Here is a 24,164-nt window from a genome sequence, read left to right as displayed (position 1 = left end):
TGCGTGTTGAACGAAGGGCTGCTTAACGATAGTGCAGCTGGAAATTCATGAATACTTGAATCTCAAAAATTCAAAAGCCTAAGCATCTGGTTTTGTTGCAATCGGGGTCTCATCAATAAAGAAATCCGACAATTATAATCCTCAGTACATTATAACTGGCGCGCCCTGCACGCGGTGCGCAGTGAAGCAAAGCCGCCAGTGAGTAAGAGCAACCGGGCCTTCGTATGCCCTTCAGACACCGCCCTTCCCCTTGCGCACTCGGAAACTGGTGTGACGTGCCGGACAAATCAGATAATTTGCCCAAATGACCGATACGCAACCGATTCCTCTGGATACGCTGATCGTTTGCCCGCATTGCGATGCGGCGTACAAGTTGCGTCGGCCCGGCGTGGGCGAACGGGCGAAATGTCAGCGTTGCGGCACGATCCTGATTTCGCCCCGTCGCAAGGCCGGGTTACAGATCATCGCGGTGTCTTTGGCTGTGGCGATCCTGATTATCGCGGCGACGGTGTCGCCGTTCTTGACGATCAATGCGGGGGGTGTATCGAATTCGGTTTCGATCCTTGACGCAGCACTTGCCTTCAGCGATGGTCCGCTTCTTGCGCTGGCGCTGACAACCGCGGCGCTGATTATTTTTGTGCCCCTCACTCGCGCGCTTTTGTCGATTTATGTGCTTCTGCCGATTGTGATGGATCGCCCCCCTGCCCGCGGCGCCATGCAGGCCTTTCGTCTGTCCGAGGCGCTTCGACCATGGTCGATGGCCGAGATTTTTGCGATCGGATGCGCGGTGGCGTTGACAAAGATCACTGATCTTGCCGATGTGGCGTTCGGCCCGGCGTTCTGGATGTTTGCCGCGTTGGTCATTCTTGTGGTCATACAGGACAATTTCGTGTGTAGGTGGTCGGTATGGACGTCACTGGACAAAACGCAGAAATCGTAAGCGCCCGCGATCTGGGTGTTGTCGCCTGCACGCGCTGCACACAGGTCTGGCCTGCGGGCACGCAAACCTGCGGGCGCTGTGGTCGTGCCATCATCGCGCGAGATGACAAAAGCCTGCAACGCGTGTGGGCGTGGTGGCTGGTGGGACTGATGTGCTATATCCCGGCCAACATATATCCAATGTTGCGAACGCGGACGCTGTTTCGCGTTCAGGAAGACACAATCATTGGCGGCGCGGTCGAGCTTTTGCATCATGGTGCCGCAGGCGTTGCCATCATTGTTTTGGTCGCCAGCGTCGTCATTCCGCTTGGCAAGTTCATGGCCATCGCGTTTCTGGCCATCTCGGTCACGCGCCCGTCCAGCGTATCCAATCATCACCGCCAGATGCTTTACGAGGTGGTCGAATATATCGGACGTTGGTCGATGATTGATATTTTCGTTGTTGCGATCATGTCGTCTCTGGTCCAGTTAAACACTTTGGCGGCTATCAATCCGGGCCGTGCCAGCCTGTTTTTCGCGCTATCCGTGATCTTCACGATGCTGTCTGCGCAAGCCTTTGACAGTCGGATGATCTGGGACGTGCATGCCAAGCGCGAAGGAGCGCCTGATAATGAGTGAGACCCCGACACCCGTGGCGATTGAAACCGCGCGAAAACCGTTCTTTGCACGGGCTTCGTTTGTGTGGTTGATCCCTATTCTGGCGTTGGTGATTGCGCTTGGTGTCGCCTGGCAGGCCTATATCGAACGTGGCCCGCTGATCGAAATCGAATTTGACAATGGTGCGGGTATTGCCGAACGGGAAACCGAATTGCGCTATCGCGACATCACGGTGGGCGTTGTCGAGGAAGTCAAATTTGCCTCGGACCTGTCTGCCGTGGTCGTTCATGTCCGTGTCGACAAGGATGTGGCACCCTTTGTCGATGCTGAATCGACCTTCTGGGTCGTTCGTCCGGAATTAACCACACGGGGCGTCAGCGGTCTGGATACGGTGCTGACAGGCGTTTATATCGAAGGCTCGTGGGATGGTGATATCGGGGAAGAACAGACACGCTTTACCGGCCTGAACGAGACCCCCCTGCTGCGCAACGGCAAAAAGGGGCTCGAGATTGCGCTGCGCACAACGCCCGGCGGCAGTCTGACGGATGACAGCCCGATCACATTTCGCGGGATCGAAGTGGGGCGCGTTGGCAAGGCGCGGATTTCCGAGCAAGGCAATTTCGCCATCGCCAAAGCGATCATCTATGAACCGCACAACCGCCTTGTTTCGCCCACCACCCGATTCTGGGACACGTCCGGGTTTACCTTTTCCGTGGGGCCAAGTGGGGCCGAGATCGACTTTTCGTCTTTGGCCACATTGGTGGGCGGCGGGTTGACTTTCGACACATTCGTATCAGGTGGCGGCGGCGTTTCCACTGGCACCGTATTTCAAGTTTATGCAGACGAATCCGAAGCCCGCAACAGCCTGTTCAGTGCCTCGGACGTTGAAACCTTCGAAATGCGCGTGGTGTTTGACGAAAACATCTCGGGCCTTGCGCTTGGTGCTGCGGTCAAGCTGAGCGGACTGACGATTGGCGAGGTCAAAAGCGTTTCGGGCATCATTGACGAAGAGGCGTTTGGCGACAGCCGCGTTCGCCTGAACGCCGTCCTGGCGCTTCAACCGGCCCGGATCGGCCTGCAGGACGAAGTGACACCCGAAGCGGCGCTGCAATTCATGGTGCAACAGGTCGAAGACGGGTTGCGCGCGCGGCTCGCCTCGGCCGGGTTGTTAACCGGAGGGCTAAGGGTCGAACTTGTTCAGGTCGATGACGCGCCGAAGGTTATCGTGGAAACCGGGGAAGGCATCATCCCCATCGTTCCGACCACCGAAAGCGAGATTTCAGACGTCGCCGCCACGGTCGAAGGCGTGGTTGCGCGGGTCAACAACCTTCCCATCGAAGAATTGTTGGACAGCGCCATCGGCTTCCTTGAAAGTGCCAATGCGTTTATCTCGGACGAAGACTTGCGCGAGACACCGCAGGACGTGCGTGCCTTGTTAGGCGATGTGCGGGGTTTCGTGGCGTCAGACAATCTTCAGAGCGTCCCGGGCAAGCTCAACACCGCTTTGGGTCATTTCGAAAGCCTGATGGCGCAACTTGAAGAACAGGAACTTGCCACCCGCCTGACCGCCGCGGTTGATGCCGCCGCCGCCGCAGCCGATGGGGTGACGACCTCGGTTGAAGGTGTGCCTGCGTTGGTCGAGCAATTGCAAGCGGTCGCGGCAAAGGCGGAAACTCTGCCCCTGAAAGATCTGACCACCCAACTGACCGACTTGACCGCGTCGGCTGATAAAATCCTGAACACCGACGCCGCGCGCAAACTGCCGGATGACCTTGGGACAGCGCTGAACGAGATCAACGCCACATTGGCCGAGTTACGGGAAGGCGGATCAGTAGATAACATCAACGCAACCCTCGATTCCACGCGCAAGGCTGCGGATGCGGTGGCTGCGTCGACGCAGGAACTGCCAGCGTTGGCAGAACGTATGCGCGCGGTCTTGGACCAAGCCAGTACGATGATCGCCGGTTATGACAAGGGCGATATGCTCAGCCGCGACGCAAGAAAGGCGCTACGCGATATTTCCAAAGCCGCAGATTCTCTGGATTCGCTGGCACGTATGCTGGAACGTAATCCCAGCGCGCTAATTCGGGGACGATGAATATGAGCCTTACCAAACCAGCCATTATCGGCGTCACTTTATTGCTGGGCGCTTGCGCGAGCCAGCCGGACCTTTATCCTGTGATGGCACCCACGGTCGCGGAAAAGGTGCGTATTTCATTCCGCGCCGTCGAGGTGCGCGATATCTCGCTGCCAAATTATGCTGCAGCAGATGAGATCGCGGTCCAGGACGCCAATGGCAAGCTGGTGACCAAAAGTGACACCCTCTGGGCCGACAATCCCGAACGCGCCGTGGGGCTTGAACTGTCGCGCAACCTGACCCGTTTGACCGGCGCACGGATCGCGTCTGAACCTTGGCCCTTCGAAAGCTTCCCGGACGCCCGGCTTGAATTGCGGTTTGAACGGCTTCTTGCCGGGGCGGATGGGCAATTCCGCGCGTCGGGGCAGTATTTCGTCGGTGTTACTGATGGCGGACGGGAACGGTCAGGCCTGTTCGATCTTGCCGTACCCTTCGATCCCACCGGTGGGCCCCATGCAATCGCATCGGCGCGTGGACAGGTTATCCTTGACCTTGCGGCTTATATCGCACGAAACGGCCTGCGCTGACGCTTGGCACAAGGCGCCTTAAGCCCCTGCCCGCAAGCTTTCGATGTCACGGTAAAGCGTGCGTTCTGATACCTCGGTCTAGGCAGCCAGCCCGGCGGCTGTAACAGGTTTGGGCAAGACCAGCGGGCCTCTAGCAGGCGGAAAAGACGTTCTGGCGGACATGACCCCAAGAAACGTCAATCGGAAGACAAGGCGACGCTGTTGGTCCACGTCGGGAATGAGATGTGGGTCGAGTGTTGCAAGGCGCGCCCGTCACCGACACAAGCGGCAGAGTTTGATACCAGGCAACTTGGGCAACCCGAACCGAGTTGATTGGGCTGGCGCCGGGTTCGCACCCAGCGCCGTTCGTTCACCGGCCGTCTACTTTTCCCAGTGCGGAACCCAATCGCCACCCAGGCGAAGCGATATACCAGCGGCGTCCTCTTCAAGCTTCACCACATGAAGCTCGCCTTTATCGCCGCCATACCGTTTGTGCGCTTTTTCGAATTGTTCGCTGACCAGTCGCGTTGCCGGTGCCGCCGTTCCCGCGTCGTCACAGGCTTCGATGATCAAACCCATGTCTTTCTTGCACAGATCCAGCGTGAATGACGGGTCGTAATGCCCTGCGAAGACAGAGGGCGCATCGTGATGCATGCACCAGCTTTCGCTTGCCCCGATCTTCAGAGCCTCCCATGCGCGCGACAATTCCACGCCGGATTTGACGGCCATGACAAGCGCTTCGCCCATCGCCGTAGCGTGGATCGCCCATAACTGATTGCTGGCCAGTTTGGTAATCGACCCGCATCCGTTTTCACCGATGTAATACAGCGGGCCCATCAATTCCATCACCGGGCGGATGCGTTCGATCGTTGCCTCATCTCCACCCGCAAATTGAGGCATGTTGCCGGTGCGCGCGCCGTCCACCGCACCGGACACGGGCGCGTCAACCGCTTGGACACCCTTGGCGGCAAGCTCCTGACCAAGAGCTTTGGCCAACGCCGGTTGGTTGGTGGTCATGTCCACCCAAACCTGGCCCGACCGCATTGCGGACAGAAGCCCGTTTTCTCCGCGAACCACCTGTTCGATCTGTTGGGGGCCAAAAACCATCGAGAACACGATATCGGCATCTTGTGCGGCGTCTTTCGGCGTTTCAGCCCAAGTGGCACCCATCGCCAGATGTTCGTCCGCGCGCGACCGATCAAGGTCACAGACCGTCAGTTGATGGCCGCCCCGGATCAGGTTCAAGGCCGCTGCCCCACCCATCGTACCCAGCCCGATAAATCCTATTCGCATTGCTTTTTCCTATGTCGCGCTTTCCGTTGCGATCAGTGTTATTATGACACGCATAAAGCATCAATGATGCTTGACTGGACACAGATCTATGACGTGGGCCGCATGCTGATGACCCAATATCAGGCCAGTTCCAGAAATTTCTGCTCTGCCAACGACGCATGGCGTTTTTTGTGCCGCAGCACGTGGAATTGGCGCGGTGGCAGATCGAAAGGCACGCGTACCAACCGGCCCGCATCGACCGAGGGCCCGACCACAAGCGTCGACAGGATCGTGACCCCTGCCCCGGATTCGACCGCAGCCCGAACCGCCTCGTTCGAGGGCATTTCAAGCCGAACTTCGACGTCCTCGGCCCCAAGGCCATGACGCGACAGCGCTGCCATGCAGGCCGCGCGGGTGCCCGACCCGCTTTCACGCAGCACCCAAGGGCTGGAGATCAGGGCCTTCGGACCGGCCGGCGGCTTTTGCGCCCACGTGTGATCGGGGGCAACCACAAGCGCCAGCTCGTCGCCCGGCACGCTTTGGATGGCAAGGGTCGAGTCCTCGATCTGGCCTTCAACGAAACCCAGATCGACGGTTGCGGCATGCACCATGCGGGCCACGTCCTCGGTGTTTCCGGTCACTAGCTCTTGCCGAAAGCCGGGATAGGCCGCGCCGAACCTTTGCATCACTGATGGCAGCCAGTAGTTCGCGACTGTCTGGCTGGCCGCCAGTCGCAGGATGCCGCGCTTCAGCCCCGCAAGATCGCCCAACAACCGCGCGGCCTGTTCGGCTCGTGCCACAACCGCGCGCGCCTCATCCAGAAATAGCCGGCCGGCGTCAGTTAACACGATGCGACGCCCAACCCTATCAAACAGCTGTATCGCGTGGCGTTCTTCAAGGGCGGCAATGGCGGCGCTGACCGCGCTTTGCGTCAGGTGCAAATGTGCCGCCGCCTGCGTGATATGCTCACGGTCGGCGACGGCGATAAAAATGCGAAGTTGGTCCAGCGTCATGCCAACAACAAAACCAGAGACAGGCTGAAAAGGGAAATAAAAACCCAGGCCCCACCGCCCAGCAATGCGGGGCGCAGCCCTTCGGCAACCAGCTTGCGCATGTCGGTTTCCAATCCCATCGCTGCAAGCGCGGTGGCCAGTAAAAACTGTGTGGTTCCTGTCGTGTAAGGAATGGCTGCCTCGGGCACCCAGCCGGTGCTGGCCAGACCCACCATGGCGATAAAACCCAGCACGAACCACGGCACGGGCGGTGCGGCATGGTCGGCCGCGGCCCCTTGACTGCGTAGGCGGCGCGTGGCGGCCGCGCCCAGCATCAACACCATAGGTGCCAACATCATCACGCGTGTCAGCTTTGCTATGGTGCCAAATTCACCTGCTTCTTGCCCCCGGGCATAAGCCGCCGCGACGACCTGCGCGACCTCGTGGATCGAGGCACCGGTCCACAGACCGAACGCATGTGGCCCCATCTGAAGCATCCCGCCGACCAGCGGCATCAGAACCATCGACAGCGACCCAAAGATCGTTACACATGCCACCGCATAAGCCACATCTTCATCACGCGCGCAGGTGACGGTATTGGTCGCAATCACCGCCGACGCCCCACAGATGGAACTGCCCGCCGCGATCAGTTGCGTCAGCCCAGCTTCGACCCCCAGCACGCGACCCAGCCAAGTGGTAAAGGCGAATGTCGTCAACAGCGTAGTGGCGATCAAAGCAAAGCCCACACCGCCGACGGCGAATACCTGCTGTGCCGTCAGTTGCAGACCCAAAAGGACAATCCCCGCCCTCAGAACGCGTTTCAAACTGAAGGATACGCCGGGTTTGGCGGCCGCGGGCGTGCCGATCACGTTGTGAAATGCCATCCCGATCAGGATCGCCAGAATCAGCGGGCTGAACATGCCCAGCCCCGGCAAATATCTAAGCGCGAAGGACAACGCCGCAATCGCTGCGGCAAGCGCAAGACCTGGCAGGATGCGCGCGCCCGGCAAGGTGAATTTCGACAACTTACCAGTTCTTTTGGTCGGATCATAAACCTCATTCTGTGCCATGTTTTGCCCTATTCATATGTGTCTAACAGGCAAATAGGCGTCAATCACTTAACAATCCAACAGATTATTAAAGTGTTTATAATCTAAAATTACGAACGATTGGCGAAAGAATGCAATTCACTTATCTGACGACGTCCGCAAAAAATAATTCAATTACGCGTGCGAGAATTGCAAACCATCAACTCGCTCTATATGTGTGTTTTTCTATGGTGAAATAGTGAACCTGTGCAGGCCAATTATAATCACAAAATAAGCGGTGATCGGGGGAAACAACCCCCAGAAAAGGTAACGAGTTGATGAGATCACACCCTTCGGAAAAACCCACCCTGCTGGCTTTGGGACCGGACGGGTTTCTGGATTCGTTGTGCATCGATACGTATCGGATCACACACCAGACGTTTGACTCCTTTGCGAAAATAACCGCGGCGGAGTGTGACGAACAGCAGATCCGCGTCGTGCTATCGCCCCTGTTTTCGCCGCAAATGGATTGTATCGAAATTGGCTATGTGCTGGATACGATTGGGTTTCAGGGTGTCTATCTTATTCACGCTGACACCCTGCCGAACCCCCGTATTATCCTGCGTGAGATGCGCCAGCTTTATCCGCAGTTGGATGTGCAGGTCGTCACCCCGGACGAGGTGGCGCAGTTCATGAATGGTCAACAGCAACTGGCCGGTCAATAAATCAGGTCGTGATCGTCCCCCGACAGGTTCGCATAATGGCGCGCCAAGTAGTTCAGCGTCACCCGAACCATATATTTGCCTGATCGCGCGGGCATGGACATATCTGACTCGATCCGCTCCATCCCCTTTTCATGACAACAGACGGCCAGCGCGATCTGGCCAAGCTCAGGGCCCAAAGCGCGGATGGCGTCGGCAAAGCGTTTGCGGGCGTCAAGCTTTCGGTCGGAAGGGTGCCTTTGTTGCGGGCCTGCAGCAGTCGACGCGATCGCCGCTTGTACCCGGTCCCAACTGGACGAACCCGACAACGCGAACTGACCCAGCGCGAAATCCCGGTGCAACCGTTCACCGGCGGCCACCAGATCAGCAGACAGATAGGGCTGCTGACGCCCCTTGGCACGGCCCAGAACCCGCACCGGGCTGTCGGCTCCGATTGACCGTTTAAACCGGCGTTTCGACTTGGCGTTGCTGGCAAAACCGGCGGCTTGCGGAATACCGGAGAAGCCCGCAGGCGCCTCGGCAAACCCGGTTGCGCGGCTTTCCATCTGCGCCAGCATACGGTTCAGCGCGACACGTCCCTCGGCGGTCATGTGATAACGGCAGATGCGACCCTGTGTATGGCCCTCGATCCAGCCACGCAGCGCCATCACCTCGACCACCTCGGTCGGCCCCTTGGCAAGCGCCACCGGGTCGCCATCGTCGCGCGCTGCCAGCACGACGGCGGTACCCACGCCCTGACTGACCGCCATCACCGCCTTGTCCTTCAGCATCGCCCGCAACAGCCGCAGCATGTGCGGCGAGACGGGATCTTCCTCTGTTGCGTCTGCTTGCACGTCCCCACGGTCCAGGTCAGCTTGACCGTCGCGCAGCCCTTCGCCCAACCGCGTCAACAGTGCGTCCACCAGCGGGTCGTCGCGGCGGGCTTCGGTTTTGCGCACCTGCCGCATCACAGTCGAGGCGTGCACTCCCATATCGCGCGCGAGCGCGCGGATCGACGCCCCTTTTTCCGTGTGTTTCAGATAAAGATGAACCTCGTCCGGCAACCAGCGCAATACAGAGTTGTGTTCGATCCCGGATGGCGTCGCGTTTTGCATTCAAGCCCCTTTCAATTGGCGTTCCGTGGGTTTCGCGATATCCCACCGCGCAACCGCAGGTTGAATTAAGCGGTTAGGCGTATCACTCGTTTGGTTAGCGGTTCGTTAACCCATGTCGCCTGCTGTAAGGATTGTTGCCAAAGCGGTAAGAATTGTTAAAGGCCGCGCACGGTGCGCACGGGTCAAACGCAACACCCGCCCCGGTTGAGTCATGATCACAAGGAATCACGGAAAGGATCCCTCATGACTGACGCTTTCACCTGCTTTCAAGCCCTTCGTCGCCCCCGCCTTTTGGTGCGGGCTGCAAGATTCGGTCTGATTGACTATAATCGCGATAGAGACTTGAAAAAACTCATGAAAACACCGGCCACGCCGACGCCATCCCGCGCAGTAGACGGGCTGTTACAGGAGGAGGCGCGACTGGAAGAAACCCGTCAGGCAGGCGATGCATCCTACTCGATCGCGCATCACGTTGAGGTTTTGATCGCACTGATGTGCGAGATTCGGTTGCTGCCCCAAGGCCCGCGCGAGGTGCGATGAGCATGACGTTTGCGCGCAAAAGTTAAGGGGGCCGTTAAGCCCCCTTACCCAGATGTTAACCGAACTGAACAGACCGCGAACAGGCGCAGAGATCACCCAAAAGCATCCGCCATTGACGCTTTGCGGCGTTCGACGAACTCATGAAGCCCCTCGGCAATGCCGGGATCCATTGGTGGCTGCTGATAATCGGTCAGTAGCTTTTCGACACGGGCCGTCGCCAAGGCTTGGGTGTCGCGCGCGCCCTCTTCTTCCCATGTCTCGAATGGCTTGTAGTCCAGCAGATCCGAACGCCAGAAGGCAGTCTTGAAATTCGCCTGCGTGTGGGCACAACCAAGATAATGCCCACCCGGTCCCACCTCGCGGATCGCATCCATCGCTTGCGCACCTTCGTCGATCTGCACCCCTTGGGCCAGATGATGCAACGTGCCCAGTTGGTCGGCATCCATCACGAATTTCTCAAAACTGGCCACCAGCCCGCCTTCCAGCCAACCCGCTGCATGCAGCATGAAGTTTACGCCGGACAAAAGCCCCATATTCAGACTGTTCGCGGTTTCATAGGCGGCTTGCGCATCGGGCAGCTTCGACCCATTGAACGACCCCGCCGACCGGTATGGCAGGCCCAGTCGGCGGAACAATTGCCCCGCACCATAAGTCACCTGCGCCGCTTCCGGCGTCCCAAAAGTCGGTGCGCCCGAGTTCATGTCGATCGACGACACGAAGGTGCCCGCAATCACCGGCGCGCCCTTGCGAACGAGCTGGCTATAGGCCACGCCCGCCAGCACCTCGGCCAGCACCTGTGTCAGCGTGCCCGCGACAGACACCGGCGCCATCGCACCGCCAACGATGAAGGGCGAGATGATCGAGGCTTGGTTGTTGGCCGCAAACGCCTCCATCGCGCCCATCATCACTTCGTCATATTGCATTGGCGAGTTGATATTGACGAGGGACGTCATCACCGTGTTTTGTTGAACGAACTCCTTGCCAAACAGGATTTCCGACATATCGACGCTGTCTTGCGCGCGGTCGGGCGCTGTGACCGACCCCATATAAGGCTTGTCGGACAAAGTCATATGGGCCAGCAGCATATCCAGATGCCGTTTATTAACCGGAATATCGGTTGGTTCGCACAATGTCCCGCCGGAATGGTGAAGCCATTTGGACATATAGCTTAACTTCACGAATTTGCGAAAATCATCAATCGTGGCATAGCGGCGACCGCCTGCAGCATCGCGCACGAAGGGCGGGCCGTAGACAGGTGCAAGCACCAGATTGTTCCCGCCAATTTCGACATTGCGTTCGGGGTTGCGAGCGTGTTGGGTAAAGCTTTGGGGCGCGGTTTTGCACAGCGCGCGCGCCAGCCCACGCGGGATGCGCACGCGTTCGCCCACCACATCCGCACCGGCCTCTTTCCAGCGGGCCAACGCGGCAGGATTTTCAACGAAATTGACGCCAATTTCCTCAAGCACCGTTTCGGCGTTGTGCTCGATGATCTCAAGCGCCTCGTCATTCAGGATTTCAAGATTGGGGATGTGCCGGGTGATGTATTTGGCGCATTCGATACGAACGGCGGTGCGTTCGGCGCGACGGGCTGCGCCGCCGCCCCCGCGACCACGACGACGGGTGGGTGCCTCGGTCATGGAAATCCTCCAGAATTTTGTTGACCTTACAGATATCCTGCGGCCCAGCTCAGATCCGCTCGCAAGCGTCCTTCGGGGGGCAAAAGCGACATCCGATCGCAAATGGCGCAAAAAAAACCAAGCGCGCGGGGCGGTTGGTGGCGTGCAAGGACTTGCTTTGCCCCCGCCCCTGCCCTAATCGGTTGCCATGACAGATCAGAGCCACGACCGCCTTCTTATCATCGACTTCGGCAGCCAGGTGACGCAGCTTATCGCGCGGCGTCTGCGCGAGCTGAACGTCTATTGCGAAATTCATCCCTATCAGAATGTCACGATGGATTTCGTGCGCGAGATGGCCCCGAAGGCCATCATTCTGTCCGGCGGCCCGGATAGTGTGACACGCGACGGCAGCCCCCGCGCCCCGCATGAGATTTTCGACCTGGGCGTGCCGATTCTGGGCATCTGCTATGGGCAGCAGACCATGATGACGCAACTGGGCGGCAAGGTGGTCAGCGGCCATGGCACCGCCGAGTTCGGCCGCGCCTATGTGACCCCCAGCGCCAAACTGGATCTGCTGGACGGCTGGTTCGATCACGGTGTCGAACAGGTCTGGATGAGCCACGGCGACCACGTCAGTGAAATTGCGCCGGGGTTCGAGGTTTACGGCACCTCGCCCAACGCGCCCTTCGCCATCACCGCCGATGTGGACCGTCATTTCTATGCCGTGCAGTTCCACCCCGAAGTGCACCACACCCCCAAGGGTCCGAAACTTTATGAGAATTTCGTGCGCCTGGCCGGGTTCAGCGGCGATTGGACCATGGACGCCTATCGCGACGAGGCAATCCGCCAAATCCGCGAACAGGTGGGCGACAAGAAGGTCATCTGCGGTCTGTCCGGCGGTGTCGACAGCTCGGTCGCGGCGGTCTTGATTCACGAGGCCATCGGCGATCAGTTGACCTGTGTTTTTGTCGATCATGGCTTGCTGCGCAAAGGCGAGGCCGAAGAAGTCGTGACCATGTTCCGCGACCATTATAACATGCGCCTAATCCATGCCGACGAACAAGATTTGTTTCTTGACGCGCTGGATGGCCAGTCCGACCCCGAAACCAAGCGCAAGATCATCGGTGGTCTGTTCATCGACGTGTTCCAAAAACACGCCGACCAAATTAATGGGGCCGAGTTTCTGGCGCAAGGCACGCTTTACCCGGATGTGATTGAAAGCGTCAGTTTCTCGGGTGGGCCGTCGGTCACGATCAAGTCACACCACAACGTCGGTGGCCTGCCAGAAAAGATGGGCCTGAAGCTGGTTGAACCCCTGCGGGAATTGTTCAAGGACGAAGTGCGCGCGTTGGGTCGCGAACTTGGCCTGCCGCAAAGCTTCATCGGTCGTCACCCCTTCCCCGGTCCGGGCCTGGCCATCCGGTGTCCAGGAGAGATCACGCGCGAAAAGCTGGATATTCTGCGCGAAGCCGACGCTGTATATATCGACCAGATCCGCAAGCACGACCTCTATGACGAAATCTGGCAGGCCTTCGTCGCCATCTTGCCCGTCCGCACCGTAGGCGTGATGGGCGACGGGCGGACCTATGACTACGCCTGCGCGCTGCGGGCTGTGACCTCGGTCGATGGGATGACGGCGGATTATTATCCGTTCAGCCATGACTTCCTTGGCGAAACCGCCACGCGCATTATCAACGAGGTCAAGGGCATCAACCGCGTTACCTATGACGTGACCTCGAAGCCCCCCGGCACGATCGAGTGGGAATAAGCGCAGGGGCGCGGTGTTCGCGTCGATAATGACGCCGATCGATCACGCACTCTTCTTTTAGCTGCGTGCCACTTGATAAATTCTCGCTTAAGGTGTTTATTGCCACTTAATGCTGGCCATCGCGGGATCGTGCGTAATGAAAGCTGTCTTGGTACAGGCGCTTACCTTCTTCACAACGCGTTTGCGATTTTACCCTGTGCTTGTGTTGCTGAAAAAAGGCAATCACAGGCCGGTGGTGCGCCGGATTACCCGGTTTTTTGATCCGAATTACATCAGAAAAATCAGACCTATTCGGTATAAACCTTCCCTCAAGCGCCTCGACTGGCGAGGCACCAGATTGCTGGTTGATGTAAACGACCATATCGGCTTTCATAGCTTTGTACGAAACGAACCGTTTGAAATGGCGGTTTATGCGATGGCCCGGAAACTGGGGCTGTCCTGCGGCGATGTTATCTTGGATATCGGGGCCAATATCGGCACCGCGAGCGTTCCGATCTGCCGTGAACTAGGGTGCGAGCTTGCGGCGATTGAGGCGTCGAAAGACACTGCGGCGCAGCTTCTGGCAAACATTTCACTGAACGGTGTGAAAGCCCATGTGGATGTAACCGCGCTCAGCTCTGACGCGGGCCGAGGCGGATTTCTCAAATTGCACCTGAGTGACGGCAATCGTGGTGCAAACTCGCTGCTGGACGACTGGACAACATCCATTCATACGTCCTCGCACGAGTGGGTGCCCTGCCAGACCCTTGATCGCTATATCGACCAAGCACCGTTTGCGAACCGGATCAAGTTGATCAAGATCGACGTTGAAGGGGCCGAACTGGATGTGCTGCGCAGCGGACGAGGTTTTCTGTCGCGAAACACCGCTCCGATCTTGTTGGAATACAGGATTGATGCAAGTGACAAGACGCGGGCCATGCTTCATCAGGTTCTTGATGACATGTGTGACACCTACGCCGTTCATGGGTTGGATCGGGACGGCAACAAACAAAGGTTTGACCCTGATGTGGCCTACGAAAACATTCTTTTTGAGCGACATGCGCAGCACCAGCCTGCCTGACGGCCGATTTTTCGCCAAAAGCGTGTCCTTTCCACATCGTTTAACCGGATATCAAGGGTCGCGCGGTATCTGACCTTAAGTAACGATTGACCGATAATGGCTGCGACAAATAGCCTTGTTGTTATGTAAATGACACACGACGGACTGTTTGTGGTTCAGGGGAGGAATAATGAGCAAATTAACACTTACAACGGCTGCGCTGCTGACAGCGGCGGCATCCACGGCACAAGCCGGGATTGATCGGTCCAATCAGGACATCTCGATCCTGTTTGAAGAAGGAAATTATCTTTCTTTCTCGTATGGCGATATCAATCCTGACATTAAGGGCACCGCCAACGGCGTGGCTCCGGTTGGCCAGTCCGCGGTTGATTATTCCCAGTTTTCAATGGGGTACAAGGCTCAGCTGAACGATCAGATTAGTCTAGCGCTGATCTGGGATCAACCTTTCGGTGCCAGCATCAACTATGCGGGCACGCCGTTGGACCCCGGTATGGCCGAAGTGAAAAGCTCGGCCCTGTCCGGCATTCTTCGTTACGAGATGGGCAACGGCTTCTCGGTCCATGCCGGTGCGCGGGCGCAGAAAGTGTCGGGCGAGATCATCTCAGGCCTTGGCATGTTGGACGCCGAAAGCAAAACCGAATGGGGTGGGCTGGTTGGCGTCGCCTATGAACGGCCCGAAATCGCCCTGCGGGTGGCGCTGACTTATTTCACCAAGGTTGATCATAAGCTGACCGGTGTGCGCGCGACACCATTTGGTGTTGAAGCGGTCACGGGATCGGTCGAGATGCCGGAAGCCATCAACCTGGATTTCCAGACCGGGATCGCCGAAAATACACTGGTCTTCGGTTCAGTCCGTCACGCGAAATGGAACAACATCTCGCTGGACACGACCGGCCCCGGCTTTGGCGACGCAAACTGGGTGAACTTCGTTGAAGATATCACCTCGTACGAGTTGGGCATCGGTCGCCGCCTGAACGAAAACTGGTCGGTTTCACTGGCCTTTGGTTACAAAGACGGCATGGACACCGGCAGCACCTTCTTGGCCCCCGCTGGCGCGCAGAAATCCGTGACAGTCGGCGCGAAGTACACGCAAGATAACTTCGATATCTCGGCAGGCGTTCAGTACAGCCAGTTTGATACCAAGACCGTGTCTTCGGGCGGAACGACTGTAGTTTATGACGATGGTGATGCGATCGCAGTTGGTGTGAAAATGGGTCTTCGCTTCTAAGCAACCGAAGGAAGATCGAAACGCGAAACGCCCCGTGTCAATTGCGCGGGGCGTTATTATGTTTGAATACTGCCAACGCCTCGCGAAGCATTTGACCAACCCGCCCCTGGCGCTTACCAAGGTGAAAAAAGATGGGTCGACCAAATGTTGTATGAAAACGCGAGCGATTGGCTGAACGCCCCCCACAAACGAGTGCTGTTTTTCGGGATGTCCGGGCTGGGCAAAACTCACCTCTCCAACATGCTGCGCGCCCAAGGGGATTGGTTCCACTACTCAATCGACTACCGGATTGGTACGCGGTATATGGGTGAACATATCGCGGATAATTTCAAGGCCGAGGCGATGAAAGTCCCCTTCCTGCGGGATCTGCTTCTTTCCGATTCCATCCGCATCACCTCGAAAATCAGTTTTGACAATCTGACGCCAGTCGCGACCTATCTGGGCAAGCCGGGCGACCCATCCAAAGGCGGCCTGCCGATTGCAGAATACCGCAGGCGGCAAGACCAGTTCGAAGCGGCCGAGACCGCGGCCCTGCTGGATACGCGCCACTTCATCGAACGTGCCAAGAACATCTATGGCTACCCCCATTTCATCTGCGACACCGGCGGGTCGATTTGCGAATGGATTGATCCTGCCTTGTGTGAAAATGACCCGCTGATCGACGAACTTGGTCGCCATTGCCTTCTGGTTTGGTTGAAAGGCGATGACGCGCATACGCAGCGTCTGATCAACCGCTTTGATCGCGCGCCCAAACCGATGGCGTATCAACCCGCCTTTCTTGCCCGGGTCTGGGACGAATATATGTTTGAATTCAACACGTCGGAAGATGAGGTTAATCCGGATGACTTCATCCGCTGGACCTATGCACGGGCCTTGGCCCATCGGCAGCCGCTGTATCAACACATGGCACGCTATGGCGTGACCCTTTGCGCGCACGAGGTTGCGGCGATCAACACACCCGCCGATTTTGACCAGATGATCGCGGCAGCCATTGACGCCAATTGACCTGACACTATCTGTAAAGTTTATCATTCGAATCAAGGACATCCGACATGCCAATTAAGATACCTTCCTCCCTTCCAGCCGCGGATGTGCTGATGGAAGAAGGCGTCATGGTCATGTCCGAAGATCAGGCCGCCAAGCAGGATATCCGCGCCCTTCGTATCGCAATCCTGAACCTAATGCCGAAGAAGGAAGAAACGGAAACGCAGTTCGCCCGGCTGATCGGCGCGCATCCCCTGCAGATCGAGCTGACGCTGCTGCGCCCCACCGAACACACCCCTAAGACCACCAGCCAGGCCCATATCGGCGCTTTCTATCAACCGTGGAACGACGTGCGCGACCAGAAATTCGATGGGCTGATCATTACCGGCGCTCCGATCGAACATATGCCCTTTGAAGAGGTCACGTATTGGGATGAAATCAGCCAGATCTTCGACTGGACGCAGACCAATGTGCATTCAACCTTAGGCGTGTGCTGGGGCGGCATGGCGATGATTAATCATTTTCACGGGGTGAAGAAGCATGTTCTGGACGCGAAGGCCTTCGGCTGTTTTCCACAACGGAACCTGGCCCCCTCATCCCCGTATCTACGCGGTTTTTCAGATACTTGCGTGGTGCCGGTCAGCCGCTGGACCGAAATGCGGCAAGACGAGATTGACGCAGTGCCCGGTCTGACCACCCTTCTAGGCTCGGACGAAGTCGGGCCATGTCTGGTCGAAGATCCCGACCATCGGGCGCTCTATATCTTCAACCATTTCGAATATGATACCGGCACCCTGAAGGGCGAATATGATCGCGACGTGGCCAAGGGCGTGCCGATCAACGTGCCAATGAAGTACTACCCCGACGACGACCCCTCCAAACCACCGCAGAACCGCTGGCGCAGCCACGCGCATCTTCTTTATGCCAATTGGATCAGCGAGATATATTTGACCACCCCCTTCGACATCGACCAGATTGGCGAAAGTCGCAAGGACCGCCGGACCTGAGCGTGAGCCCGTCAGGCGGCAATTGCCAACCAATCCCCGACGCCTCATAATGGCGCGAAATCAGGAGTTTGCGCATGCCTCTGCCCTTTGACGGTGCGATTTCGAATTTCTTTGCTGAAACCGCCCCGGATGCGGTGCGTCAGGCGATCAAGGCCGCAGGCAAGAAGGATATTTTATCGGAAAGCTATCCCTATGATGTGCGCATGGACAAACGCACTTATCGAGATGAGCTTGAGGCTTTGCAGATGGAACTGGTCAAGTTGCAGGCCGATGTGAAAGCCTCCGGAAAGCGGGTCGTGGTGGTCTTTGAAGGGCGCGACGCGGCGGGCAAAGGCGGCACGATCAAGCGGTTTCGCGAAAACCTGAACCCACGGGTCGCGCGCGTTGTGGCGCTGTCCAAACCATCGGATCGCGAGGCGGGCGAATGGTATTTCCAGCGCTATGTGCGGCATCTGCCCTCGGCGGGTGAGATCGTCTTGTTCGACCGAAGCTGGTACAACCGCGCAGTGGTCGAAAAGGTCTTTGGCTTTTGCGAAGACCATCAGCGCGAGGCATTCTTTCGCCAATTGCCTGAGTTCGAGGACATGTTGGTCGATGAGGGCATCCACCTTGTGAAACTCTGGCTGAATGTCGGGCGGGCCGAGCAATTGCGCCGCTTCTTGGCGCGCGAGAAAGACCCGCTCAAACAATGGAAGCTGAGCTGGATTGATGTCGAGGGGCTGTCCCGCTGGGACGCGTATTCGGACGCGATATCGGAAACCTTTACGCGCAGCCACATCCCCCAGGCCCCCTGGACCGTGGTGCGGTCTGATGACAAGAAACGCGCCCGACTAGCGGCGATTAGGGCCGTATTGCAACACATTGATTACGCAAGTAAAGACGACAATGTTGCCCACGCGCCAGACGGTAAGATTTGCGGTGGCCCCGAGATCTGGGATGGCTAAGCGCGGCTATCATCACGGCAACCTGCGGCAAGCGTTGGTCGATGCGGCTCTCGAGTTGATCGAGGCGAAAGGTCCGACCGGGTTCACCCTGTCCGAAGCCGCCAAGCAAGCCGGGGTCACGCCCGCCGCCGTCTATCGCCATTTCGCGGGCCGTGACGACCTGATCGCCGAGGCCGCGCGGCAGGGATACGAGATTTTCGCGGATCTGATGGAATACGCCTATGACAAGGGTCAGCCGTCCGCATTGGCCAGTTTCGAGGCAACAGGCCGCGCCTATCTGGCCTTCGCACGCAAGTATCCCGGCCATTACATCTCGATGTTCGAAAGCGGTATTTCGACCAACCATTCGGCCGATCTGGCGCAGGTTGCCGGGCGCGCGATGGGGGTCTTGGAGAAAGCCGCCGAGAAACTGTCCGAGAACATCCCGGAAGACAAACGTCCCCCATCCCGCATGGTCAGCGCGCATGTCTGGGCGATGAGTCACGGGGTTGTCGAACTGTTCGGTCGCGGCAGTCCCGGACAGAAAAGCCCCTTCCCGCCCGAAGAATTGCTGGAAAGCGGGATCGGGATTTACCTGCGCGGGCTTGGGTTAATCCGGCCAGACGACTGATGCGGATCGCTTGCTGTCAAGCCAGCAGCCTGTGGCACAGCTCCAACCCCTCGATCAGGCGATCAACCTCGTCCGTGGTGTTATAAAGCCCGAACGAGGCCCGCGCGGTCGCGGACACACCCAGATGCTCCATCAACGGTTTGGCACAGTGATGGCCCGCGCGCACCGCGATCCCTTTTTTGTCAAGAATCGTCGAGATGTCATGCGCATGGGCCGCCCCGTTCATGGTCAGCGAGAAGATCGCGGCCTTGCCCGGCGCCGTGCCCTGCACGTTCAACCAATTCAGCCCCGCGAACCGTTCCGCCGCATAGCTGGCCAGCGTTGCTTCATGTGCTGCAACGTTTTCCATCCCCAGATCCATCAGATATTCCAGCGCCGCGCCCAAGCCGATCGTTTGCGCGATGCCCGGGGTGCCGGCCTCAAATTTCAGGGGCGGGGCTGCATAGGTCACGACCTCTTTCGACACTTCGTTGATCATGTCGCCGCCGCCCATGAAGGGCTGCATTTCGGTCTGCCGATCGGCGCGAATATAGATCGCACCGGACCCCGAAGGTCCATACAGCTTATGGCCGGTGATGGCATAGAAATCACAGCCGATATCCTGCACATCGACCGGTTTATGCACCGCCGCTTGCGAACCGTCGACCAACACTGGCACGCCTTCGGCGCGCGCGCCCGCGCATATGGTTTTCACATCCACGACCGTGCCGAACACGTTGGAACAATGGGTGACAGCGATCAGGCGGGTGCGGTCGCTGATCGCATCCAGAACCTTTTGCGGGTCAAGCGATCCGTCGGGTTCCGGGTCGATCCACTTCAGCACCACGCCCTGACGTTCACGCAGGAAATGCCAGGGCACGATATTGGCGTGATGTTCCATTGTGGACAGGATGATTTCGTCACCTGCCCGCATCCGCGGCGCAGCCCAACCGTATGAGACAAGATTGATCCCTTCGGTCGTGCCGGAATTGAAAATGATCTCGGCCTCGGTGGCAGCATTCAAAAACCGCGCGATCGTGCCACGCACGGCCTCGTATTTGTCGGTCGCGAGGTTTGACAGGTAATGCAGCCCGCGATGGACGTTGGAATATTCTTCGGCATAAGCGCGGGTTACGGCGTCGATCACCACCTGTGGTTTCTGGGCTGATGCCCCGTTGTCCAGATAGGTCAAGGGCTGGCCGTTCACCTGCCGGGACAGGATAGGAAAGTCGGCGCGGACCTGGTTGATATCGAACATGATACGTTCTCCGGTCAGTTTGGGGGGGTCATCGGCATGGGCTCGACACCCATGAGGACCAAAATGAAAGACAGGGCAAACACAGCGACGATCATGAAACCCAGGATCGACGCAAAGACCAGCCCGGTCGAGGTGAAACCGTGGCTTTCCGTAGTAAACTGACTGAGCACCCAGAAAAACAACACAACCGAGCCAAACATCGTCAGCACCGCAAGCCCCGGTGCGAACAGGGTCAGCAGAAGGGTAAGGGCTTGCAGCAGAAGGAAAATCATCTCCATCCAGATGACGGTGATGATGGCGTCCGACAAGCTGCCCTGCCCCCCGAACATCCGACCGATCAGAAAGATTGCCCAAGCCAACCCGAACATGAACGCAGCCTCAACCATGCCCAAAAGACCCGGGCTGGCCAGAAGTCCCCCCACTTGCTGCCGGTCCACCGGAAACATCATGCTCGCAATGACGCCAAGGGCTGCGTTCAGGACCACGACCAGCACAAGCCCCGTCCACAGCGTTTCGCGCGTCAGGTCAAGGTTGAACAGGTCGCGCGCCACCTTGCGCGGTTCAGGCACCGTTTGCAGGGCCATGCCGAAAAGATAGCCGGGTTCAAACCGCATGGATCATTCCTTTGCGCGACGTTCTGCTTCGCGAAGGTTGATGGACCAGAATAGCAGAAAAGCCAACAGGGCAAGCGCGCCCGTCAAGCTCATTTGAACGCCTTCGCCGATAAAACCGGCCACCAGCCCCCACAAAAGCCAAAGTGGCGTGGCGCACAGCAGCGCCCAGAACAGAGCGAACCGCGCGGCGAAAGCGCTGCCTTTTCCACCAAACAGACGCACCACGAAATGGCTGAGTGTACCGATGGCATAGAAAACAAGCGGCATGATGAAGATCCACGCCAGCATCGTCGCGCCCATCAGCATGTTTAACTCGTCCCCGGTTTCATGGGCGACGCGGGCCAAACGCGGCATCTGAGCGGCGAAAACCAGAAGACAGCCGCCCATCAAGACAGCCAGCGCTTTGTCCTCGCGCGTGCCCATGTCAAGACGGCGGCGAAAAACGGCGCGGGGGGCGCGGTAGCTTCGGACGACATCGTCGATCACCGACATGACCGCGCCCCCGCCTGCTCAGCCACGGTGGCGGGCAAGCCACCCATCCAGACGGGCGGTCACCTCATCGGCGATCACGTCATCTTCGATCTCTTCAATCGCGTCGGCCAGGAAAGCCAAAACCAGAAGGTCAGTCGCGATATGCGGCGGCACACCGCGCGAGCGCAGATAGAACAGCGCGTCTTCGTCGATCGCTCCCGATGTCGACCCGTGCGAGCAGATCACGTCGTCGGCATAGATCTCGAGCTCGGGTTTGGCTTGAAAGCTTGCGTCCTCATCCAGCAGAAGGGATTGAGACTTTTGGTAGCCGTCCGTCTTCTGCGCGTCCGCTTTTACAAGAATCTTGCCTTGAAACACGCCCTTGGCGCCGTTTTTCAGCACTTTCTTGAACACCTGTCGGCTTTCGCATGCAACCGCGTCATGGGTCACGAAAACCGTGTCGTCGTGATGAAATTCATCATCAGCGCCATCACCCAACGCCGCGCCTGCAACGTGGGCAACACCCTCGTCACCGAGCAGTTCCAGCACGCATTCGTTGCGCGTCAACTTGCCGTTCACGGTCATCGTGAAGCTTTTGAACACCGAGGCGGCGGCCAACCGGGCAAACATATGGGTGATCGCCTGACGATCATGGCAACGGCCTTGGGCGCGAATGTGGTGAAACTCACCGCCATCAGCCACGTCAACCTCGGTCACGTCTGAAAAGCGGGCCGCGGCGGCGCCGTTTTCCAGCAAGGTCAGCTTGGCGCCTTCCTCGACCCGAATGACGTGGTGCAGCACGGCGTCAGATGTGTCATCCTCGTGGCGATAAATTATGCTGACCGGTCGGTTGACCTGCCCGGTGACGCGGATCACCACGCCGTCGGTCGCCATCGCGGTATTGTACGCGGCCAAGGGACGGACCACAGGGGTCTGCCCACGCGCCTCAAGCACGCCGTAAAGGTCTTTGGCCCAATGAATATCGCGCGCGGCGGCATCGGCCAGACGCTCGATCTCAAGCCCTTCGCCGTCAAGCGGGTCCGAGGCGTCAGCGTCGAACACCCCATCCACGAACACAATCTTCACGCGGTCGATTGGATCGAAAATGGGGGCCTCTGACCCGTAATCGAACGCTTCGGCCGGATCGGGCTGCGCCGAGATCAGGCTGTCAGGCTTGGTCCACTTCCAGTATTCATCGCGCCGGGTCGGAAGACCCATATCGGCCAGACGGCCTGCCGCATCTGCACGGGCATCCGTGGCCCAAGCACCGGAAGCCGGAAGCGTGTCCGCACTGATCTGCGCGGGCGGATTTTTGGGTGCGGATTTAAGAGCAGTCGTCATGCCTCGACCTCCATTTCCGCCAGAATATCGGCGTAACCGTTGGTTTCAACTTCAAGCGCCAGTTCGGGGCCACCAGATTTCACGATGCGGCCATCGGCCATGATATGCACCACGTCCGGTTTGATGTGGTCCAGAAGACGCTGATAGTGGGTGATGACAAGGAACGACCGGCCCGCATCGCGCAGCGCATTCACCCCGTCCGACACCAGCTTCATGGCGTCTACATCCAGACCGCTATCTGTTTCGTCCAGGACGCACATCTTGGGTTCCAGCATCGCCATTTGCAAAATTTCGTTGCGCTTCTTCTCTCCGCCGGAAAAGCCCACATTAACGGGGCGTTTCAGCATGTCGGCGTTGATATCCAGCTCTTTCGCCTTGGCGCGAACAAATTTCAGGAAGTCGGCGGCAGACATTTCATCCTGCCCACGCGCTTTGCGTTGCGCATTCACAGCGGTACGCAGGAAGGTCATGTTGCCAACACCGGGAATTTCTACTGGATATTGGAACGCCAGAAAAAGGCCCACCGCGGCGCGCTCTTCCGGTTCCATGTCCAGCAGGTCTTTACCTTCCAGCATGGCCGCGCCTTCAGTCACGTCATAGCCGTCGCGCCCTGACAACACATAGGCCAGTGTCGATTTACCTGATCCGTTCGGCCCCATGATCGCATGGACCGCACCGGCAGGTACCGACAGGTCGACACCTTTCAAGATTTTCTTTTCTTCTTCTTCAAGTTCAACGTGCAGGTTTTTGATTTCAAGCATTTTATTTTTCCTTACCTAACAGTGATCGCAGTGTCTGACACCGGCATCATCAGCTGTTGTTGATCATTTCATCTTCGCAGCCCGGGCATCAGCCCGCCGCATCCTTCAAACGCCACGGCATCAGCGCAACCAATCCAGCATCCGCAAAGCGCCCCGCGCCGCGATCCAGCCCAGAAAGATTCCCACCGGGATCCAGATCATCGGGTTCATCTGTGCCATCGGGCGCATGTTCACGACAACCACGGCCAGAAGCCCGCCAATCGCCGGAAACACATAAGGAAGGGCGCTTTCCACGTTGTTCATGATGTGCCTCATGCTCATGCTGCACCTCCTGCGCCAAAAAATTTGAACAGGCCCAGCCCGACCGCCAGAACCACGAAGGCGCCGATCACGAAGGATGGCGGCGCCAGCCGGGACCCGCGCCGCACGGCGTTCACAATAATGCTGACCATGAACCACGACGGGATCAGTGCGATCCAGACAGCCGAGATCACGGCGACCGGCATCGTTAGCACGCCGGGGGCACCTTGCGGGACGCCCGCCGACCCAATATCCGCGATGGCCTGGAGGTTCACGAACAACACCATGACCACCGCCGAACACAGCCCGCCAATCATCGCCCCCTTGGCCGAAAACCAAGCGGGCACACGCGCGCCGGCATCCGTCACGTGGTTTTGAAAACCATCCTGCGCCATA

General features: G+C 58.3%; 26 protein-coding genes. 13 read left to right on the top strand and 13 right to left on the bottom strand.

Features of this window, described 5'->3' with window-relative positions; translation table 11 throughout:
• The first annotated feature begins 304 nt into the window (after positions 1-304).
• Genes MN186_RS02055 through MN186_RS02040 form a run of 4 tightly spaced genes read left to right on the top strand, consistent with a single transcriptional unit; the run spans position 305 to position 4,200 of the window.
• On the top strand, positions 305-940 hold the full coding sequence (locus tag MN186_RS02055) for a paraquat-inducible protein A (RefSeq protein WP_242111164.1): 636 nt from the start codon (positions 305-307) through the stop codon (positions 938-940).
• Positions 907-1,557 carry a paraquat-inducible protein A gene (locus MN186_RS02050; RefSeq protein WP_242111163.1) on the top strand — a complete coding sequence of 217 codons (651 nt, stop codon included), beginning with the start codon at positions 907-909 and terminating at the stop codon, positions 1,555-1,557. Before MN186_RS02055 ends, MN186_RS02050 begins: the two co-directional genes overlap by 34 nt.
• A complete protein-coding gene (locus MN186_RS02045; protein ID WP_242111162.1) occupies positions 1,550-3,634 on the top strand; it encodes a PqiB family protein in 2,085 nt (694 codons plus the stop codon). The genes MN186_RS02050 and MN186_RS02045 overlap by 8 nt, the downstream gene beginning before the upstream one ends.
• 2 nt (positions 3,635-3,636) lie before the next feature.
• Positions 3,637-4,200 (top strand): PqiC family protein, encoded by a 564-nt coding sequence (locus MN186_RS02040; RefSeq protein WP_242111161.1) that lies wholly within the window; start codon positions 3,637-3,639, stop codon positions 4,198-4,200.
• Positions 4,201-4,560: 360 nt separating this feature from the next.
• Here the strand turns inward: MN186_RS02040 and MN186_RS02035 are convergent, their stop codons facing one another.
• From MN186_RS02035 to MN186_RS02025, 3 genes are all read right to left on the bottom strand, one after another.
• Positions 4,561-5,472, bottom strand: a complete 912-nt coding sequence (locus MN186_RS02035; RefSeq protein ID WP_242111160.1) for an NAD(P)-dependent oxidoreductase — start codon at positions 5,470-5,472, stop codon at positions 4,561-4,563.
• Between the two features lie 119 nt (positions 5,473-5,591).
• A complete protein-coding gene (locus tag MN186_RS02030; protein ID WP_242111159.1) occupies positions 5,592-6,464 on the bottom strand; it encodes a LysR family transcriptional regulator in 873 nt (290 codons plus the stop codon).
• Positions 6,461-7,513, bottom strand: coding sequence for a YeiH family protein (locus MN186_RS02025; RefSeq protein WP_242111158.1), 1,053 nt, complete (start codon positions 7,511-7,513; stop codon positions 6,461-6,463). The genes MN186_RS02030 and MN186_RS02025 overlap by 4 nt, the downstream gene beginning before the upstream one ends.
• A 296-nt stretch (positions 7,514-7,809) precedes the next feature.
• Between MN186_RS02025 and MN186_RS02020 the strand changes: the two genes are divergently transcribed.
• Positions 7,810-8,196 (top strand): hypothetical protein, encoded by a 387-nt coding sequence (locus MN186_RS02020; protein WP_242111157.1) that lies wholly within the window; start codon positions 7,810-7,812, stop codon positions 8,194-8,196.
• Here the strand turns inward: MN186_RS02020 and MN186_RS02015 are convergent.
• Positions 8,190-9,287 (bottom strand): DUF6456 domain-containing protein, encoded by a 1,098-nt coding sequence (locus MN186_RS02015; RefSeq protein WP_242111156.1) that lies wholly within the window; start codon positions 9,285-9,287, stop codon positions 8,190-8,192. The two genes, MN186_RS02020 and MN186_RS02015, sit on opposite strands and share 7 nt — an antisense overlap.
• 243 nt (positions 9,288-9,530) lie before the next feature.
• Between MN186_RS02015 and MN186_RS02010 the strand changes: the two genes are divergently transcribed.
• Positions 9,531-9,827, top strand: a complete 297-nt coding sequence (locus MN186_RS02010) for a DUF6477 family protein (protein ID WP_242111155.1) — start codon at positions 9,531-9,533, stop codon at positions 9,825-9,827.
• A gap of 92 nt (positions 9,828-9,919) precedes the next feature.
• Here the strand turns inward: MN186_RS02010 and MN186_RS02005 are convergent, their stop codons facing one another.
• Positions 9,920-11,464: a trimethylamine methyltransferase family protein gene (locus tag MN186_RS02005; RefSeq protein WP_242111154.1), complete on the bottom strand. Its 1,545-nt coding sequence runs from the start codon at positions 11,462-11,464 to the stop codon at positions 9,920-9,922.
• Positions 11,465-11,651: 187 nt separating this feature from the next.
• Between MN186_RS02005 and guaA the strand changes: the two genes are divergently transcribed.
• A complete protein-coding gene (gene guaA / locus MN186_RS02000; RefSeq protein WP_242111153.1) occupies positions 11,652-13,211 on the top strand; it encodes a glutamine-hydrolyzing GMP synthase in 1,560 nt (519 codons plus the stop codon).
• Between the two features lie 106 nt (positions 13,212-13,317).
• Here guaA and MN186_RS01995 read toward each other — a convergent pair whose 3' ends face one another.
• Complete coding sequence (locus MN186_RS01995; protein WP_242111152.1) at positions 13,318-13,584, bottom strand: hypothetical protein; 267 nt, start codon at positions 13,582-13,584, stop codon at positions 13,318-13,320.
• Positions 13,585-13,626: 42 nt separating this feature from the next.
• On the opposite strand from MN186_RS01995, the gene MN186_RS01990 reads away from it, so the two are divergent.
• The 6 genes from MN186_RS01990 (at position 13,627) to MN186_RS01965 (ending at position 19,044) form a co-directional block, all read left to right on the top strand.
• Positions 13,627-14,271 (top strand): FkbM family methyltransferase, encoded by a 645-nt coding sequence (locus tag MN186_RS01990; protein ID WP_242111151.1) that lies wholly within the window; start codon positions 13,627-13,629, stop codon positions 14,269-14,271.
• 169 nt (positions 14,272-14,440) lie between these two features.
• Complete coding sequence (locus MN186_RS01985; RefSeq protein WP_242111150.1) at positions 14,441-15,499, top strand: OmpP1/FadL family transporter; 1,059 nt, start codon at positions 14,441-14,443, stop codon at positions 15,497-15,499.
• Positions 15,500-15,643: 144 nt separating this feature from the next.
• A complete protein-coding gene (locus MN186_RS01980) occupies positions 15,644-16,504 on the top strand; it encodes an ATPase (protein WP_242111149.1) in 861 nt (286 codons plus the stop codon).
• A gap of 47 nt (positions 16,505-16,551) precedes the next feature.
• Positions 16,552-17,490: a homoserine O-succinyltransferase gene (locus MN186_RS01975; RefSeq protein ID WP_242111148.1), complete on the top strand. Its 939-nt coding sequence runs from the start codon at positions 16,552-16,554 to the stop codon at positions 17,488-17,490.
• A gap of 74 nt (positions 17,491-17,564) precedes the next feature.
• Positions 17,565-18,434 carry a polyphosphate kinase 2 gene (gene ppk2, locus MN186_RS01970; protein WP_242111147.1) on the top strand — a complete coding sequence of 290 codons (870 nt, stop codon included), beginning with the start codon at positions 17,565-17,567 and terminating at the stop codon, positions 18,432-18,434.
• On the top strand, positions 18,427-19,044 hold the full coding sequence (locus tag MN186_RS01965) for a TetR/AcrR family transcriptional regulator (protein WP_242111146.1): 618 nt from the start codon (positions 18,427-18,429) through the stop codon (positions 19,042-19,044). The genes ppk2 and MN186_RS01965 overlap by 8 nt, the downstream gene beginning before the upstream one ends.
• Before the next feature lie 16 nt (positions 19,045-19,060).
• Here the strand turns inward: MN186_RS01965 and MN186_RS01960 are convergent, their stop codons facing one another.
• From MN186_RS01960 to MN186_RS01930, 7 genes are all read right to left on the bottom strand, one after another.
• Complete coding sequence (locus MN186_RS01960; protein ID WP_242111145.1) at positions 19,061-20,281, bottom strand: cysteine desulfurase; 1,221 nt, start codon at positions 20,279-20,281, stop codon at positions 19,061-19,063.
• A 14-nt stretch (positions 20,282-20,295) separates the two neighbouring features.
• Entirely contained in the window at positions 20,296-20,895 is a 600-nt protein-coding gene (locus MN186_RS01955) for a YIP1 family protein (RefSeq protein ID WP_242111144.1), read from the bottom strand.
• Between the two features lie 3 nt (positions 20,896-20,898).
• Positions 20,899-21,387, bottom strand: coding sequence for a YIP1 family protein (locus tag MN186_RS01950; protein WP_242111143.1), 489 nt, complete (start codon positions 21,385-21,387; stop codon positions 20,899-20,901).
• 18 nt (positions 21,388-21,405) lie between these two features.
• A complete protein-coding gene (locus MN186_RS01945; RefSeq protein ID WP_242111142.1) occupies positions 21,406-22,707 on the bottom strand; it encodes a SufB/SufD family protein in 1,302 nt (433 codons plus the stop codon).
• Positions 22,704-23,468 carry a Fe-S cluster assembly ATPase SufC gene (gene sufC, locus MN186_RS01940; protein WP_242111141.1) on the bottom strand — a complete coding sequence of 255 codons (765 nt, stop codon included), beginning with the start codon at positions 23,466-23,468 and terminating at the stop codon, positions 22,704-22,706. The genes MN186_RS01945 and sufC overlap by 4 nt, the downstream gene beginning before the upstream one ends.
• Before the next feature lie 120 nt (positions 23,469-23,588).
• Positions 23,589-23,789, bottom strand: coding sequence for a hypothetical protein (locus MN186_RS01935; protein WP_242111140.1), 201 nt, complete (start codon positions 23,787-23,789; stop codon positions 23,589-23,591).
• Positions 23,786-24,163: a hypothetical protein gene (locus MN186_RS01930; protein ID WP_242111139.1), complete on the bottom strand. Its 378-nt coding sequence runs from the start codon at positions 24,161-24,163 to the stop codon at positions 23,786-23,788. The genes MN186_RS01935 and MN186_RS01930 overlap by 4 nt, the downstream gene beginning before the upstream one ends.
• Position 24,164 lies beyond the last annotated feature (1 nt).

The sequence above is a fragment of the Aliiroseovarius sediminis genome, assembly GCF_022678485.1.
GTDB classification, from domain to species: domain Bacteria; phylum Pseudomonadota; class Alphaproteobacteria; order Rhodobacterales; family Rhodobacteraceae; genus Aliiroseovarius; species Aliiroseovarius sediminis.
This window is presented reverse-complemented; position numbering and strand designations above follow the sequence as displayed.

What these genes read in the sequence shown, in the direction of transcription:
- MN186_RS02055 (WP_242111164.1), top strand. Translation starts at nt 305, where the DNA reads ATGACCGATACGCAACCGATTCCTCTGGATACGCTGATCGTTTGCCCG.
- MN186_RS02050 (WP_242111163.1), top strand. Translation starts at nt 907, where the DNA reads ATGGACGTCACTGGACAAAACGCAGAAATCGTAAGCGCCCGCGATCTG.
- MN186_RS02045 (WP_242111162.1), top strand. Translation starts at nt 1,550, where the DNA reads ATGAGTGAGACCCCGACACCCGTGGCGATTGAAACCGCGCGAAAACCG.
- MN186_RS02040 (WP_242111161.1), top strand. Translation starts at nt 3,637, where the DNA reads ATGAGCCTTACCAAACCAGCCATTATCGGCGTCACTTTATTGCTGGGC.
- MN186_RS02035 (WP_242111160.1), bottom strand. Translation starts at nt 5,472, where the DNA reads ATGCGAATAGGATTTATCGGGCTGGGTACGATGGGTGGGGCAGCGGCC.
- MN186_RS02030 (WP_242111159.1), bottom strand. Translation starts at nt 6,464, where the DNA reads ATGACGCTGGACCAACTTCGCATTTTTATCGCCGTCGCCGACCGTGAG.
- MN186_RS02025 (WP_242111158.1), bottom strand. Translation starts at nt 7,513, where the DNA reads ATGGCACAGAATGAGGTTTATGATCCGACCAAAAGAACTGGTAAGTTG.
- MN186_RS02020 (WP_242111157.1), top strand. Translation starts at nt 7,810, where the DNA reads ATGAGATCACACCCTTCGGAAAAACCCACCCTGCTGGCTTTGGGACCG.
- MN186_RS02015 (WP_242111156.1), bottom strand. Translation starts at nt 9,287, where the DNA reads ATGCAAAACGCGACGCCATCCGGGATCGAACACAACTCTGTATTGCGC.
- MN186_RS02010 (WP_242111155.1), top strand. Translation starts at nt 9,531, where the DNA reads ATGACTGACGCTTTCACCTGCTTTCAAGCCCTTCGTCGCCCCCGCCTT.
- MN186_RS02005 (WP_242111154.1), bottom strand. Translation starts at nt 11,464, where the DNA reads ATGACCGAGGCACCCACCCGTCGTCGTGGTCGCGGGGGCGGCGGCGCA.
- guaA (WP_242111153.1), top strand. Translation starts at nt 11,652, where the DNA reads ATGACAGATCAGAGCCACGACCGCCTTCTTATCATCGACTTCGGCAGC.
- MN186_RS01995 (WP_242111152.1), bottom strand. Translation starts at nt 13,584, where the DNA reads ATGAAAGCCGATATGGTCGTTTACATCAACCAGCAATCTGGTGCCTCG.
- MN186_RS01990 (WP_242111151.1), top strand. Translation starts at nt 13,627, where the DNA reads ATGGCCCGGAAACTGGGGCTGTCCTGCGGCGATGTTATCTTGGATATC.
- MN186_RS01985 (WP_242111150.1), top strand. Translation starts at nt 14,441, where the DNA reads ATGAGCAAATTAACACTTACAACGGCTGCGCTGCTGACAGCGGCGGCA.
- MN186_RS01980 (WP_242111149.1), top strand. Translation starts at nt 15,644, where the DNA reads ATGTTGTATGAAAACGCGAGCGATTGGCTGAACGCCCCCCACAAACGA.
- MN186_RS01975 (WP_242111148.1), top strand. Translation starts at nt 16,552, where the DNA reads ATGCCAATTAAGATACCTTCCTCCCTTCCAGCCGCGGATGTGCTGATG.
- ppk2 (WP_242111147.1), top strand. Translation starts at nt 17,565, where the DNA reads ATGCCTCTGCCCTTTGACGGTGCGATTTCGAATTTCTTTGCTGAAACC.
- MN186_RS01965 (WP_242111146.1), top strand. Translation starts at nt 18,427, where the DNA reads ATGGCTAAGCGCGGCTATCATCACGGCAACCTGCGGCAAGCGTTGGTC.
- MN186_RS01960 (WP_242111145.1), bottom strand. Translation starts at nt 20,281, where the DNA reads ATGTTCGATATCAACCAGGTCCGCGCCGACTTTCCTATCCTGTCCCGG.
- MN186_RS01955 (WP_242111144.1), bottom strand. Translation starts at nt 20,895, where the DNA reads ATGCGGTTTGAACCCGGCTATCTTTTCGGCATGGCCCTGCAAACGGTG.
- MN186_RS01950 (WP_242111143.1), bottom strand. Translation starts at nt 21,387, where the DNA reads ATGTCGGTGATCGACGATGTCGTCCGAAGCTACCGCGCCCCCCGCGCC.
- MN186_RS01945 (WP_242111142.1), bottom strand. Translation starts at nt 22,707, where the DNA reads ATGACGACTGCTCTTAAATCCGCACCCAAAAATCCGCCCGCGCAGATC.
- sufC (WP_242111141.1), bottom strand. Translation starts at nt 23,468, where the DNA reads ATGCTTGAAATCAAAAACCTGCACGTTGAACTTGAAGAAGAAGAAAAG.
- MN186_RS01935 (WP_242111140.1), bottom strand. Translation starts at nt 23,789, where the DNA reads ATGAGCATGAGGCACATCATGAACAACGTGGAAAGCGCCCTTCCTTAT.
- MN186_RS01930 (WP_242111139.1), bottom strand. Translation starts at nt 24,163, where the DNA reads ATGGCGCAGGATGGTTTTCAAAACCACGTGACGGATGCCGGCGCGCGT.